The sequence below is a fragment of the Streptomyces griseorubiginosus genome (assembly GCF_036345115.1).
Lineage (GTDB): Bacteria > Actinomycetota > Actinomycetes > Streptomycetales > Streptomycetaceae > Streptomyces > Streptomyces griseorubiginosus_C.
In genome coordinates this window covers 2,888,735-2,902,855 of sequence record NZ_CP107766.1, presented here as the reverse complement: position 1 = coordinate 2,902,855, position 14,121 = coordinate 2,888,735, and the positions used below count along the sequence as shown (strand labels likewise).

The window sequence follows — 14,121 nt, the reverse complement described above, 5'->3', positions numbered from 1 at the left end:
GAACTCCTTCACAAAGGGCGGGGGCACACGTCGTCGGGTGCCCCCGCCGGGGAACTACTTGTTGAGGCCGGGGTACAGCGGGTGCTTGCCGGCCAGGGCCTTGACCCGGGCCTTCAGGGCGTCTGCGTCGTACGACGGCTTCAGCGCCGCAGCGATCACGTCCGCGACCTCGGCGAAGTCCTCGGCCGTGAAGCCGCGGGTGGCCAGGGCGGGCGTGCCGATCCGGAGGCCCGACGTGACCATCGGCGGACGCGGGTCGTTCGGGACGGCGTTGCGGTTGACCGTGATGCCGACCTCGTGGAGACGGTCCTCGGCCTGCTTGCCGTCCAGCTCGGACTCGCGCAGGTCGACGAGGATGAGGTGCACGTCGGTGCCGCCGGAGAGCACGTTGACCCCGGCCTCCCGGGCGTCGTCGGCCGTCAGACGGTCGGCGAGGATGCGCGCACCGTCCACCGTACGCCGCTGGCGCTCCTTGAACTCCTCCGAGGCCGCGACCTTGAAGGACACCGCCTTCGCCGCGATCACATGCTCCAGGGGACCGCCCTGGAAGCCCGGGAAGACGGACGAGTTCAGCTTCTTCGCGAAGGCCTGCTTGGCGAGGATGATCCCGCCGCGGGGCCCGCCCAGCGTCTTGTGGGTGGTGGAGGTGACCACGTCCGCGTGCTCGACCGGGTTCGGGTGCAGCCCCGCCGCCACCAGCCCGGCGAAGTGCGCCATGTCGACCCACAGGTACGCCCCGACCTCGTCGGCGATCCGGCGGAACTCCGCGAAGTCCAGCTGCCGCGGGTACGCCGACCACCCGGCGATGATCACCTTCGGCCGGTGCTCGCGCGCCAGCTTCTCCAGCTCGGCCATGTCGACCAGACCGGTGGCCGGGTCCACGTGGTACGCGACCACGTTGAACTGCTTGCCGGAGAAGTTCAGCCGCATCCCGTGGGTCAGGTGACCGCCGTGCGCCAGGTCCAGGCCCAGGATGGTGTCGCCGGGCTGGGCCAGCGCGAACAGCGCGGCCTGGTTCGCGGAGGCACCGGAGTGGGGCTGCACGTTGGCGTACTCGGCGCCGAACAGCTCCTTGAGCCGGTCGATCGCGATCTGCTCGGCCACGTCGACGTGCTCGCAGCCGCCGTAGTAGCGGCGGCCCGGGTAACCCTCGGCGTACTTGTTGGTGAGGACCGAGCCCTGCGCCTCCATGACCGCGAGCGGAGCGAAGTTCTCCGAGGCGATCATCTCGAGGGTGGACTGCTGGCGGTCCAGCTCGGCGTCGACCGCGGCGGCGATCTCCGGGTCGAGCTCGTGCAGGGGGGTGTTCAGTGCGGACATCAGGTGCGGACTCCTCAGCCGGCGGAAAAGGCGGTGTACTCGTCGGCGGAGAGCAGGTCGGCCGGCTCCTCCGCGACGCGTACCTTGAACAGCCAGCCGCCCTCGAAGGGTGCGGAGTTCACCAGCGCCGGGTCGCTGACGACGTCCTCGTTGACCTCGGTGACCTCACCGGAGACGGGGGAGTACAGGTCGGAGACCGACTTGGTCGACTCCAGCTCGCCGCAGGTCTCGCCCGCGGTCACCGTGTCACCGACCTCGGGGAGCTGGACGAAGACGACATCGCCGAGCGCGTTGGCCGCGTGCTCCGTGATGCCGACCGTCGAGACGCCGTCCTCGGCGCCCGACAGCCACTCGTGCTCCTTGCTGTAGCGCAGCTGCTGGGGGTTGCTCATGGCCTGAATTCTCCTGTACGCGGGGGAGTGCTGATGAAGGGGGGACTGCGAAAGGCGTGCGTGAGCAGCGACTCTGTGCTCAGCATCACCTACGGCGGCTACTTCTGGCGCTTGTAGAACGGCAGCGCCACGACCTCGTACGGCTCGTGGCTGCCCCGGATGTCCACCGCGACACCCGTCGTGCCCGGCGCGGCGTACATGGCGTCGACGTAGGCCATCGCGATCGGCTTGCCCAGCGTGGGGGAGGGCGCCCCGGAGGTGACCTCGCCGATCACCTTGCCCTCGGCGACGACCGCGTACCCGGCGCGGGGGACCCGACGGCCCTCGGCGATCAGGCCGACCAGGACGGGCGGCTCGTGGTTCGCGTTCTCCGCGGCCTCACGCAGGGCCGCGCGGCCCACGAAGTCGCCCTCCTTGTCGAACTTCACCACCCGTCCGAGGCCCGCGTCGAAGGGGGTCAGCTCGCGGGACAGCTCGTGCCCGTAGAGCGGCATGCCCGCCTCCAGGCGCAGGGTGTCCCGGCAGGACAGCCCGCAGGGGACGAGTCCGACGCCCTCGCCCGCCTTGGTCAGCGCCTGCCACAGCGTCTCCGCGTCGGAAGGCGCCACGAACAGCTCGAAGCCGTCCTCGCCGGTGTACCCGGTGCGCGCGATCAGCGCCGGCACCCCGGCGACCGTGCCCGGCAGACCGGCGTAGTACTTGAGCCCGTCCAGGTCGGCGTCGGTCAGGGACGCGAGGATCCCGGGGGACTCCGGTCCCTGTACGGCGATCAGCGCGTAGGCGTCCCGGTCGTCCCGCACCTCGGCGTCGAAGCCGGCCGCGCGCTCGGTCAGCGCGTCCAGGACTACCTGGGCGTTGGAGGCGTTGGCGACGACCATGTACTCGGTGTCGGCGAGGCGGTAGACGATCAGGTCGTCCAGGATGCCGCCGTCCTCCTGGCAGATCATGGTGTAGCGGGCCCGGCCGACGCCGACCGAGGCGATGTTGCCGACGAGGGCGTAGTTCAGCAGCCCGGCGGCCTGGGGACCGGTCACGGTGATCTCGCCCATGTGGGAGAGGTCGAACAGCCCGGCCTTCGTGCGCACCGCGTTGTGCTCGTCGCGCTCGGAGCCGTAGCGCAGGGGCATGTCCCAGCCGGCGAAGTCGGTCATCGTGGCACCGAGGGAGCGGTGCAGGGCGTCGAGCGCGGTGTGCCGGGGCGCAGAACTGGTCATAGAGCGGTCGTCTCCAGAATCCAAGGCATGACGGGCGAGGTCGTTCCTCCCCATCTGTCATCGGAACCTGAGAGGTTCGCCATGAAGGACATGGCTTGCACCGTGGGTGGGGCCACCGGCGTCGGCGGCCCGCTTTTCAGATGTGCCTCGCCCGCGCGGTAACGGGGCCTGAGAGATTCAAGGGAGGGACTTGCTCCTTCGGCGCCCGGGTACATGTACCCGGGACTCTCCCGCGCGGATTCAAACGGCCGGTATGCAGTTGGCGCGGACATCATTGCACGCATCGCAGGCCGACGGCAGGGCCGCACCCGGCCCACCCTCCCGGTCCCCTTCTGTAACCGGCTTGTGGCGGTACGCGTACAGAAACGCGAGAGATCATCCATTACCTTCTCTTTACGCTCGGTGGGGAGGGGAAGCCCTGAACCCGGAGGAGGACGATGACGGTGAACAGGACCACCGCGTACGCGACGACCTCGGGCATCGCGCTGCCCAAGCAGCCCGCGGCCCCGGCCGTCGAGGCCCGCGGCGCCCACCCGGTCGTCCGTGACCTGCGCGACCGCGCCGGCCACAGCCCGCACGCCCTGCTCTTCGGTCCCGAGGACCTCGTCGTCATCACCGGCCTGCCCGGCAGCGGCAAGTCCACCCTGATGAAGCGGGCGGTCACGGGGACCCGGATCGACTCCCAGGACACCCGCGACCGCTGGGACGGCCGGCTGTCCCGCTTCCTGCCGTACGCCGTCTACCGCCCCCTGGTCCGGCTCGCGCACTACGCCGGACTGCGTCGCGCCCTGCGCTCCGGCGGGGGAGTGGTGGTGCACGACTGCGGCACCCAGACCTGGGTGCGCGGCTGGCTGGCCCGCGAGGCCCGGCGCCGCGGCGGCACCCTGCACCTGCTGCTCCTCGACGTCACGGCGGACACCGCGCTGGAAGGCCAGCGCGAGCGCGGCCGGGGCGTCTCGCGGTACGCGTTCCTGCGGCACCGGGGCGCGGCCGCCCGGCTGATCCGTTCCGTGGAGCGCGGCGACCTGCCCCCGGGCTGCGGCTCGGCGGTGCTGATCGACCGGGACGCGGCGGACGTACTACGGCGGATCGGCTTCACGGGCTGAGCCATACGCCTCGCGGCGGAAAGGCTGCTCAGGCTGAGCCATACGCCGCGCGGCGGCTCGGCTGCTGAGGCCGAGCCACACGCCCCGCAGGCGATCCGCTTCACGGGCTGAGCCACACATCCCGCGCACCCGCTAGCCTTTCAGCCACATCAGCGGTTCACAGCAGGCGGTCAGACAGATGGACTTCCCGGCGGATCTTCCCGCGGACTTCCCGGCACAGTCGGCACACCCCCACCCGCACGGCGGGTGGCCCGGCAACGAGCTGGAGGAGGTGCTCTCGGCCTCCCTCGGCATGCCCTCGGCGGGCGGCCGGATCATCGAGGTGCTGGGCCGCAGCTTCGTCTGGGTCCCGCTGCCCAACGGCGGCGGCCCGCACAGCGGCCCCCTCGACCTGCCCACGCTGGAGCTCGGGGGCCAGGCGTTCGTCCCGGTCTTCAGCTCCGAGGAGCAGTTCCGCCAGGTCGTCGGCTCGCACCTGTCGTACACCATCGCCCCCGCGGTGGAGTTCGCCCGCGGTCTGCCCCCGCACGTGGGCATCGCCGTGAACCCCGACGGCGTGGTCGGCGTCCCGCTCCCGCCCGCTGCGGTGGCCGACCTCTGCCGCGTCGGCCGCACCCCGCTGGACGGCCCCAACACCGGCGGCCGCGTCAAGCTCTACGAGCCCGACTGGCAGGACGACCCGGTCGACTTCCTCGCGGCCGCGTCCGCGGAGTTCGCGGCGACCGGCGTGGTCCTCACGGCCCGCCGCTGCCTGGCCGCCATCGAGACGTCCGACCCGGTCATGTTCGTCGGCGTCGAACTCTCCCAGTGGGAGGGCGACCTGCGCACCCTCCCGATGGACGCCCTCGGCAGGGCACTGGGCACGACCCCGGTGAAGTGGCCGGTCAACCTGGTCCTGTTGGACGTGGCGGACGACCCGGTGGGCCACTGGATGCGAGGACAGGTACGGCCCTTCTACACCCAGGGCTAGTCGAACCCGCTCAGGGGCGCGGGGAACTGCGCGACCAGCCACGGACAACGCGCACCCGCCGACGACGCACAGGTCCCCACCCGGTAGGCGCTTAAGCTGGTTTCATACTCGGGGAACTTTCAAGAAGGGGCGATACGACGTGAGCGCCAGCGGCACCGCGACCGGCTCGGTCGAGCACATGCTGCGCCAGGTGACCCCCGGGCGCTACGACGCCTACGAGGCACTGCTGCGCGCCCTCGCGACCCCGACCGCCGGCCAGATCTGGATGCTGCTGTGGCACGGCCAGTCCGGCTCCCCGGACGCCCAGTACGGAAACATGGAGGTCGACGGCCACGGTTACGCCCCCTGCGTGACCTCGGCCCAGGAGCTCTCCGCGAGCGGCTGGAACCGTTCCTACGAGGTCGTCGACGGCATCGACGTCGCCCGCACCCTCTACCCCGACCACTACGGTCTCTGGCTGAATCCGCACGCCCCCGGCGGTGGCGTCGGCATCCCCTGGCTCGACCTGCGCCGCATCGCCACCGGCCTGGAGCGCCAGCCCGCGGGCCCGCTCCGGCTCTCGGAGCCCGGTATCGAGGTCCCGCAGTTCTACGCCCTGCTCGTGCAGAACGCCCACCGCACCCCGGCGGTCCGCTCACTGCGCCGCGCCTGGGTGCAGCCGGCGCTCGGGGCGCCGTATCTCGCCATCGGCCTGGATGTGTACGACACCAGCCCGTCGGCCGTGGACTCGGTGCGCGCGATGATGCAGCAGTCCATCGGCGCGGTCCCGGAGGGGCTGCCGGTGTCGACCGTGGCGATGTCCGACGAGTACGACCCGGTTGCGCTGTGGATGCGCGCGGGGGCCCGGCCCTTCTACGACCGCGAGGCGCACGGCGCTCCGGCCCAGGCCCCGGCGGCGGGGTACGGCTACCCGCCGGCCCGTGGCGGTTACTGAGAGTCAAAGCAACCCGTTCGGCTCGTTTACGTAACAGCCACATTTCTTCGCGCGTAGATAGCGGCGGATCATCACCGATGTCGCTTATTGTGCCGTTCTGTCCCAACTGGCATGCGTCCGGGAGGCGTTACCCGTTGTTCGGATAACGGAATCCCTCGTACTGCATCACGGTTACGCATACTTTCCTCGCCAGGCCTGGCGGGTGATCGCAGCGAAGCTGAAGACTCCCCAGGCAGACGCAGGATCAGATGTTCCTGTGAGCTGAGCAAGTCGACAAAGCCGTAATCCACGGCAGGTGTAGGCCGGTCACCACCGGCGAGAGGGGTCGGGTCACTGTGACCGCACCGATCGAGACCACCGGGGCGCAGGCCGAGGCGCAGCCTGAGGCTGTCCTCGCCGGGGCCGGCAAGGGGCAGATCGAGGGCCGTTCCCTGGGGCAGATCGCCTGGTCCCGCTTCAAGAGGGACAAGGTGGCGGTCGCCGGTGGCGTGATCGTCATCCTGCTGATCCTGGTCGCGGTGCTGTCCCGTCCCATCCAGGCCCTCTTCGGTCTGGACCCGAACGCCCTGCACCAGGATCTGATCGACCCCAACACCTCGCTGCCCAAGGGCGACTGGGGCGGCATGAGCTGGGACCACCCGCTCGGCGTCGAGCCGAAGTTCGGCCGCGACATCGCCACCCGCATCCTCGAGGGTTCCTGGGTCTCCCTGGTCGTGGCCTTCGGTGCCACGATCCTGTCCAACACGATCGGCGCGGTCCTCGGCGTGGTCGCCGGGTACTACGGCGGCCGGGTCGACACGATCATCAGCCGGCTGATGGACACCTTCCTGGCGTTCCCGCTGCTGCTGTTCGCCATCGCCATCTCGGCCACCCTGCAGGGCGGTGCCTTCGGCCTCGAGGGCCTGCCGCTGCACATCAGCGTGCTGATCTTCATCATCGGCTTCTTCAACTGGCCCTATCTGGGCCGCATCGTGCGCGGCCAGACGCTGGCCCTGCGCGAGCGGGAGTTCGTCGACGCGTCCCGGGGGATGGGGGCCAAGGGGCCCTACATCCTCTTCCGGGAGCTGCTGCCGAACCTCGTCGGCCCGATCATCGTCTACTCGACGCTGCTCATCCCGACCAACATCCTCTTCGAGGCGTCCCTCAGTTTCCTCGGCGTCGGCATCCAGCCTCCGCAGGCGTCCTGGGGCGGCATGATCAACCAGGCGGTCGACTACTACCAGGTCGACCCCCAGTTCATGATCGTGCCTGGTCTGGCCATCTTCGTGACCGTCCTGGCGTTCAACCTGCTCGGCGACGGTCTCCGCGACGCTCTCGACCCGCGCAGCCGCTGACCCGCGGCCGCGGTGAGAGTCCACAAGATTTCCGACAATTGAAGGGGAAGCAGACCATCATGCGAAGGTCAGCGCTGGCCGCAGTGGCGGCCATCGGCAGTGCGAGCCTGTTGCTCTCGGCTTGCAGCAAGGCCGATGACAACGACGGTGGAGACGGAAGCAAGTCGGCAGGGGCCAACGCAGCGACCAAGGGTGTCGTCAACGCCTCCACCCAGAAGGGTGGGACGGTCACGTACGAGTACTCCGACGTCCCGGACTCCTTCGACCCCGGCAACACGTACTACGCCTACATGTACAACCTCAGCCGGCTGTACGCCCGCCCGCTGATGACCTTCCAGCCCGGTCCGGGCGAGGAGGGCAACAAGCTGGTCCCGGACCTCGCCGAGAGCGCCGGCCAGCCGAGCGACGGCGGCAAGACCTGGACGTACAAGATCCGTTCGGGTCTGAAGTACCAGGACGGCACCCCGATCACCTCGAAGGACGTCAAGTACGCCGTCGAGCGCTCGAACTTCGCGCGTGACGTGCTCTCCCTCGGCCCGAACTACTTCCAGCAGTTCCTCGAGGGCGGCGACAAGTACAAGGGCCCCTACAAGGACAAGAGCGCCGAGGGCCTGAAGTCCATCGAGACGCCGGACGACACCACGATCGTCTTCAAGCTCAACCGTCCCTTCCAGGAGTTCGACTACCTGGTCGCCACGCCGCAGACGGCCCCGGTCCCGCAGGCCAAGGACACCGGCGTCGACTACGTCAAGAGCATCGTCTCCTCGGGCTCGTACAAGTTCCAGAGCTACAAGGAGGGCCAGCAGGCCGTCCTCGTGCGCAACGAGAACTGGGACGCGAAGACCGACCCGCTGCGCAAGCAGTACCCGGACAAGATCGTCGTCAAGCTGAAGGTCAACGCCGAGACGATCGACCAGGACGTCCAGGCCGGTGACGCGATCGACCTCGGTGGTACCGGCGTCCAGGCCGCGACCCAGGCGAAGGTCGTCAACGACTCCAACCTGAAGGCCAACACGGACAACACCTACGGTGGCCGTCTGGTCTACATGGCGATCAACACCCAGGTCGCGCCGTTCGACAAGGTCGAGTGCCGCAAGGCCGTCGAGTACGCCATCGACAAGGTCTCCGTGCAGACCGCCGAGGGTGGCCCGATCCGCGGTGACATCGCCACCACCGTCCTGCCGCCGGACATCCCCGGCTACCAGAAGGCCGACGTCTACGCGACCACCGGCAACAAGGGTGACGTCGCCAAGGCCAAGGAGCAGCTGAAGGCCTGCGGCAAGTCGACGATCAGCACCAACATCTCGGCGCGCAGCGACCGTCCGCAGGAGATCGACGCGGCCACCGCGATCATCGCCTCGCTGAAGAAGGTCGGCATCAACGCCAGCATGAAGCAGTACCCGTCGGGCAAGTACTTCACCGACTACGCGGGTGTGCCGAGCTTCGACAAGAAGCAGAACATCGGTCTGCACATGATGCAGTGGGGTGCCGACTGGCCCTCCGGCTACGGCTTCCTCCAGCAGATCCTGCACGGTGACGCGATCGGCGCGTCCGGCAACACCAACCTCTCGTATCTGAACGACAAGCAGATCAACGAGATGCTGGAGAAGGCCATCGCCACCGAGGACGACACCGCGCGCAACGCCCTGTACGGGCAGATCGACAAGCGTGCGATGGACCTGGCGGCGCTGGTCCCGCTGACCTACTTCAAGGTCCTGCTGTACCGTCCGGCCGGCTTCACCAACCTGGTGTCCTCGGCGGCCTTCAGCGGTCAGTACGACTACCTCAACATCGGCACGACCAAGAAGTAGCCCCGGAAGGCAGGTGAAGGCATTGGTGCCCGTGGGCTTCGCGGCCCACGGGCACCAGCGCCGGTCCCCGTGATCTCGTACATCCTCCGTCGGACGTTCGCGGCAGTGATCCTGCTGTTGGTCGTCACCGCGGTCACCTTCGCGATCTTCTTCCTGCTGCCACGGATGGCCGGTCAGACCGCCGACCAGCTCGCGCAGCAGTACCTCGGGAAGAGCCCGTCGAAGGCGGACATCCTCGCGGTCAAGCAGAACCTGGGTCTGGACGACCCCCTGTACCTCCAGTACTGGCACTTCATCAAGGGTGTCGTGTCCGGGGCCACCTACAACCTGGGTCCCACCACCGCGCACTGCGACGCGCCGTGCTTCGGTTACTCCTTCAAGACCCACGAGGCGGTCTGGCCGCAGCTCACCTCGCGCATCCCGGTCACCGCGTCGCTGGCCCTCGGTGCCGCCGTGCTGTGGCTGGTCTCCGGTGTCGTGATCGGTGTGATCTCCGCGCTCAAGCCCGGCAGCTTCTTCGACCGCAGCTTCATGGGCGTCGCGCTCGCCGGTGTCTCGCTGCCCATGTTCTTCACGGGCAACCTGGCGCTGCTGCTCTTCACCTACCAGTGGCCGATCTTCGGCCGCACCTATGTGCCGTTCACGGAGAACCCGGCCCAGTGGGCCAACACGCTCTTCCCGGCCTGGTGCTCGCTCGCTCTGCTGTACTCCGCCATCTACGCCCGGCTGACCCGTTCGGGCATGCTGGAGACGATGAACGAGGACTTCATCCGCACGGCCCGCGCCAAGGGCCTGCGCGAGCGCAACGTGGTCGGCCGGCACGGCCTGAGGGCAGCGCTGACGCCGATCATCACCGTGTTCGGCATGGACCTGGGGCTGCTGCTCGGCGGTGCGGTGATCACCGAGACCGTCTTCTCGCTGCCCGGCATCGGTCAGTACGCGGTCCAGGGCATCACCGACAACGACCTGCCCCCGATCCTCGGCGTGACCCTGTTGGCCGCCATCTTCGTCGTAGTCGCAAATCTCCTGGTGGACCTGCTGTACGCCGCCGCCGACCCGCGGGTGAGGCTCTCGTGACCGAACTCTCCAAGACCGGCGCCGCCCTGGGCGAGCCCGGGCCCGGCAACGCTCCCGACGCCTTCCTCGCGGTCCGCGACCTCAAGGTGCACTTCCCGACCGACGACGGCCTGGTCAAGTCCGTCGACGGGCTCAGCTTCCAGGTGGAGAAGGGCAAGACCCTCTGCATCGTCGGCGAGTCCGGCTCCGGCAAGTCCGTCACCTCGCTGGCCATCATGGGCCTGCACCGGCTCGGCGCGCGCGGCAAGAACGTGCAGATGTCCGGCGAGATCTGGCTGGGCGGCAAGGAGCTGGTCTCCGCCGACCCGGACGAGGTGCGCCGGCTGCGCGGCCGCGAGATGGCGATGATCTTCCAGGACCCGCTGTCCGCGATGCACCCGTACTACACGATCGGCAACCAGATCGTGGAGGCGTACCGGGTCCACCACGACGTCAACAAGAAGACCGCGCGCAAGCGGGCGATCGAGATGCTCGACCGGGTCGGCATCCCCGAGCCCGGCAAGCGCGTCGACAGCTACCCGCACGAGTTCTCCGGCGGTATGCGCCAGCGCGCGATGATCGCGATGGCGCTGGTCAACAACCCCGAGCTGCTCATCGCGGACGAGCCGACCACCGCCCTCGACGTCACCGTCCAGGCGCAGATCCTCGACCTGATCCGGGACCTGCAGAAGGAGTTCGGCTCCGCGGTCGTCCTCATCACCCACGACCTGGGTGTGGTCGCCGAGATCGCCGACGACGTCCTCGTGATGTACGGCGGCCGGTGCGTGGAGCGCGGCAGTGTCGACGACGTCTTCGAGCGCCCGCAGCACCCGTACACCTGGGGCCTGCTGGGCTCGATGCCGCGCATCGACCGGGAGACGTCCGAGCGGCTCATCCCCGTCAAGGGCCAGCCGCCGAGCCTCATCAACGTCCCCTCGGGCTGCGCCTTCCACCCCCGCTGCCCGTACGCGGACATCCCCAAGGGCGATGTCACCCGTACCGTGCGCCCGGAGCTCCAGCAGGTCGGCGGCGGGCACTTCTCCGCGTGCCACCTCTCGCAGGAGGACCGCACGCGGATCTGGACCGAAGAGATTGCGCCGAAGCTGTGAGTGAGACGAAGAAAGCCGCCGACTCCGAGGTCCTGCTGAAGGTCGAGGGCCTCCAGAAGCACTTCCCGATCCGCAAGGGCGTGCTCCAGCGGCAGGTCGGCGCGGTCAAGGCGGTCGACGGCATCGACTTCGAGGTCCGCAAGGGCGAGACGCTCGGCGTGGTCGGCGAGTCGGGCTGCGGCAAGTCGACCATGGGCCGGGTCATCACCCGCCTCCAGGAACCGACCGGCGGCACGATCCACTTCGAGGGTCAGGACATCACGCGGCTGAACACGGCCGGGATGCGTCCGCTGCGGCGGGACATCCAGATGATCTTCCAGGACCCGTACGGCTCCCTGAACCCCCGGCACACCATCGGCGGAATCGTCTCTGCGCCCTTCCGGCTCCAGGGCGTGGAGCCCGAGGGCGGCGTGAAGAAGGAGGTCCAGCGCCTCCTGGAGCTGGTGGGCCTGAGCCCCGAGCACTACAACCGCTACCCGCACGAGTTCTCCGGCGGTCAGCGCCAGCGCATCGGCATCGCGAGGGCGCTCGCCCTGAAGCCGAAGCTGGTGGTGGCGGACGAGCCGGTCTCGGCCCTCGACGTGTCGATCCAGGCGCAGGTCGTGAACCTGATGGACGACCTCCAGGAGGAGCTCGGCCTCACGTACGTGATCATCGCGCACGACCTGTCCGTCGTACGGCACGTGTCGGACCGCATCGCGGTGATGTACCTCGGCAAGATCGTCGAACTCGCCGACCGCACCGCCCTGTACGAGGCGCCGATGCACCCGTACACCAAGGCGCTGATGTCGGCGGTCCCGGTGCCGGACCCGAAGCGCCGGGGTGCCAAGTCCGAGCGCATCCTGCTGCGCGGCGACGTCCCGTCCCCGATCTCCCCGCCCTCCGGCTGCCGTTTCCACACGCGGTGCTGGAAGGCCACGGAGATCTGCAAGACGACGGAACCGGCGCTGATCGAGCTGCGTCCCGGCCAGCGCGTCGCCTGCCACCACCCGGAGAACTTCGCGGACCAGGCGCCGCAGGACACGGTCCTGCTGTCGGTCGCGAAGGAGGCGGCATCGCTGGTCGCCGACGAGGTCCTGGAGGCGTCGGCGGAAACTTCGGCGGCGGTGGCAGCAGAGGTCGAGGCTCCCCAGGGGGCGGACGCAGAGGCTTCCGCGGAAACCCCGGAGAAGCCGGAGGCGGAGGTCGCGGCGGATACCGAGGCCTCGGTCGCAAAGACGGGCCCGGGTGCCAAGACCACACCCACGGCACCGCTCAAGACCGGTGAGTCGACCGACTCAGGGGCGCGGGGAACTGCGCGACCGGCCCCCACCGACCCGCAGCCGACAGCCGACCCCACCGAACCGGAATCCCCCGGTCAGGAGTCAACCGAGAAGTAACGCATGACGAGTTGGCAAAGTCATGCACATGCCCGAACGGGAGAGTGAAGAGTCGTCCGTGTCCGACTTATCGGTACACGCTCGAAAGGGACGACACCATGAGACTCTCCCGTTCGGCACGCTTAGGAGCCGTCGCGACCGCGGCGGCTTCCTTCTTTGTCATCGCGGCCGCCCCGGGCCCGAAACCCGGTGCCCCCGGCATCGGAGACCCCTACTTCCCGAACCTCGGCAACGGCGGCTACGACGCCCGCCACTACACCCTCGACGTGGCGTACGACCCGGACACCGACCGCCTGGACGGCCGTACGACCCTGTCCGCCCGCGCCACCCAGAACCTCTCCTCCTTCGACCTGGACCTCCAGCAACTCCAGGTCACCGAGGTCCAAGTCAACGGCGGGCGGGCGCAGTTCACGCGCGACGGCGACGAGATCCGCGTCACCCCGCGCCAATCCCTGCGCAAGGGCAAGGACTTCACCGTCGCCGTCACCTACGGCGGTGTCCCGGAACCCCTCAGCGGCCCCATCGTCTTCGGCTCCGACTACGGCTGGATGAAGACCCCCGACGGCGTCTTCGTCGCCTGTGAACCCAACGCCGCCTCCACCTGGTTCCCGTCCAGCGACCACCCCTCGGACAAGGCCACCTACGACATCCGCATCAGGACCCCCAAGGGCCTGACCGCGGTCTCCAACGGCCGGCTCGTGTCGACGTACGACAAGGGCGGCTCGACGTACACCCACTGGCGCGAGAAGAAGCCCATGGCGACCTATCTCGCGACCGCCACCATCGGGAAGTTCGACGTCCGCACCGGGAGGACCCCCGGCGGCATCCCCATCTACACCGCCATCGACCCGGTGCTGGAGAACAGCAACAACGTCGACGTGTACGGCGTCACCGCCGAGGCCACCGACTACTGGTCGCAGGTCTTCGGGCCGTACCCCTTCGAGGAGACCGGCGCGATCGTCGACGACATGCCGCAGGCCGGCTTCTCGCTGGAGGTGCAGACCAAGCCGGTCTACTCGGCCGTGCGCAACGAGACGACGATCGTGCACGAGCTGGCCCACCAGTGGTTCGGCGACAGCGTCTCCGTCGCGCACTGGAAGGACATCTGGCTCAACGAGGGCTTCGCCACGTACAGCCAGTGGCTGTGGGCCGAGCACAAGGGCACCCGCAGCGCCCACGACTCCTTCATCGCGGGCTACGACGCCCGGCCCGCCGACAGCGCCTTCTGGCAGACCGTCGTCGGCGACCCGCAGCGCGACACCATGTTCGCCTCCGCGGTCTACCAGCGCGGCGCGATGACCCTCCAGGTGCTGCGCGAACGCATCGGCGACCAGGCCTTCTTCAAGCTCCTGCCGGCCTGGACCAAGCTGCACCGCTACGGCAACGCCGACACCGCCGACTTCGTCCGGCTCGCCGAGAAGGTCAGCGGACAGCAGCTCGACGACCTGTTCCGCACCTGGCTCTTCACGAAGGGCAAGCCCGCCCTGTAGCAGCCA

The 14,121-nt window shown here is 69.0% G+C and carries 12 protein-coding genes and 1 riboswitch; of the genes, 9 read left to right on the top strand and 3 right to left on the bottom strand.

Annotation, left to right across the window (positions count from 1 at the left end):
• Window positions 1-54: 54 nt before the first annotated feature.
• From glyA to gcvT, 3 genes are all read right to left on the bottom strand, one after another.
• Entirely contained in the window at window positions 55-1,320 is a 1,266-nt protein-coding gene (gene glyA / locus OHN19_RS12890; RefSeq protein ID WP_330264330.1) for a serine hydroxymethyltransferase, read from the bottom strand.
• A 14-nt stretch (window positions 1,321-1,334) separates the two neighbouring features.
• Window positions 1,335-1,712, bottom strand: a complete 378-nt coding sequence (gene gcvH, locus OHN19_RS12885) for a glycine cleavage system protein GcvH (RefSeq protein WP_007384830.1) — start codon at window positions 1,710-1,712, stop codon at window positions 1,335-1,337.
• 98 nt (window positions 1,713-1,810) lie between these two features.
• A complete protein-coding gene (gcvT, locus tag OHN19_RS12880) occupies window positions 1,811-2,926 on the bottom strand; it encodes a glycine cleavage system aminomethyltransferase GcvT (protein ID WP_330264329.1) in 1,116 nt (371 codons plus the stop codon).
• 146 nt (window positions 2,927-3,072) lie between these two features.
• A riboswitch (glycine riboswitch) is annotated at window positions 3,073-3,169 on the bottom strand.
• Window positions 3,170-3,363: 194 nt separating this feature from the next.
• On the opposite strand from gcvT, the gene OHN19_RS12875 reads away from it, so the two are divergent.
• The 9 genes from OHN19_RS12875 (at window position 3,364) to OHN19_RS12835 (ending at window position 14,115) form a co-directional block, all read left to right on the top strand.
• On the top strand, window positions 3,364-4,032 hold the full coding sequence (locus tag OHN19_RS12875) for an AAA family ATPase (RefSeq protein WP_330264328.1): 669 nt from the start codon (window positions 3,364-3,366) through the stop codon (window positions 4,030-4,032).
• A gap of 178 nt (window positions 4,033-4,210) precedes the next feature.
• Window positions 4,211-5,002 (top strand): enhanced serine sensitivity protein SseB, encoded by a 792-nt coding sequence (locus tag OHN19_RS12870; RefSeq protein WP_330264327.1) that lies wholly within the window; start codon window positions 4,211-4,213, stop codon window positions 5,000-5,002.
• 139 nt (window positions 5,003-5,141) lie between these two features.
• Window positions 5,142-5,936 (top strand): enhanced serine sensitivity protein SseB C-terminal domain-containing protein, encoded by a 795-nt coding sequence (locus OHN19_RS12865; protein ID WP_330264326.1) that lies wholly within the window; start codon window positions 5,142-5,144, stop codon window positions 5,934-5,936.
• Between the two features lie 335 nt (window positions 5,937-6,271).
• A complete protein-coding gene (locus OHN19_RS12860) occupies window positions 6,272-7,270 on the top strand; it encodes an ABC transporter permease (RefSeq protein ID WP_330264325.1) in 999 nt (332 codons plus the stop codon).
• A 59-nt stretch (window positions 7,271-7,329) separates the two neighbouring features.
• Complete coding sequence (locus tag OHN19_RS12855; protein WP_330264324.1) at window positions 7,330-9,081, top strand: ABC transporter substrate-binding protein; 1,752 nt, start codon at window positions 7,330-7,332, stop codon at window positions 9,079-9,081.
• A gap of 69 nt (window positions 9,082-9,150) precedes the next feature.
• Window positions 9,151-10,158 (top strand): ABC transporter permease, encoded by a 1,008-nt coding sequence (locus tag OHN19_RS12850; RefSeq protein WP_020139913.1) that lies wholly within the window; start codon window positions 9,151-9,153, stop codon window positions 10,156-10,158.
• The gene (locus OHN19_RS12845) at window positions 10,155-11,246 is read left to right on the top strand and encodes an ABC transporter ATP-binding protein (protein ID WP_330264323.1); all 1,092 of its coding nucleotides are present in this window, start codon (window positions 10,155-10,157) and stop codon (window positions 11,244-11,246) included. Before OHN19_RS12850 ends, OHN19_RS12845 begins: the two co-directional genes overlap by 4 nt.
• Window positions 11,243-12,625, top strand: coding sequence for a dipeptide ABC transporter ATP-binding protein (locus OHN19_RS12840; protein ID WP_330264322.1), 1,383 nt, complete (start codon window positions 11,243-11,245; stop codon window positions 12,623-12,625). The genes OHN19_RS12845 and OHN19_RS12840 overlap by 4 nt, the downstream gene beginning before the upstream one ends.
• 98 nt (window positions 12,626-12,723) lie before the next feature.
• Window positions 12,724-14,115: a M1 family metallopeptidase gene (locus OHN19_RS12835; protein WP_330264321.1), complete on the top strand. Its 1,392-nt coding sequence runs from the start codon at window positions 12,724-12,726 to the stop codon at window positions 14,113-14,115.
• The last annotated feature ends 6 nt before the right edge of the window (window positions 14,116-14,121 follow it).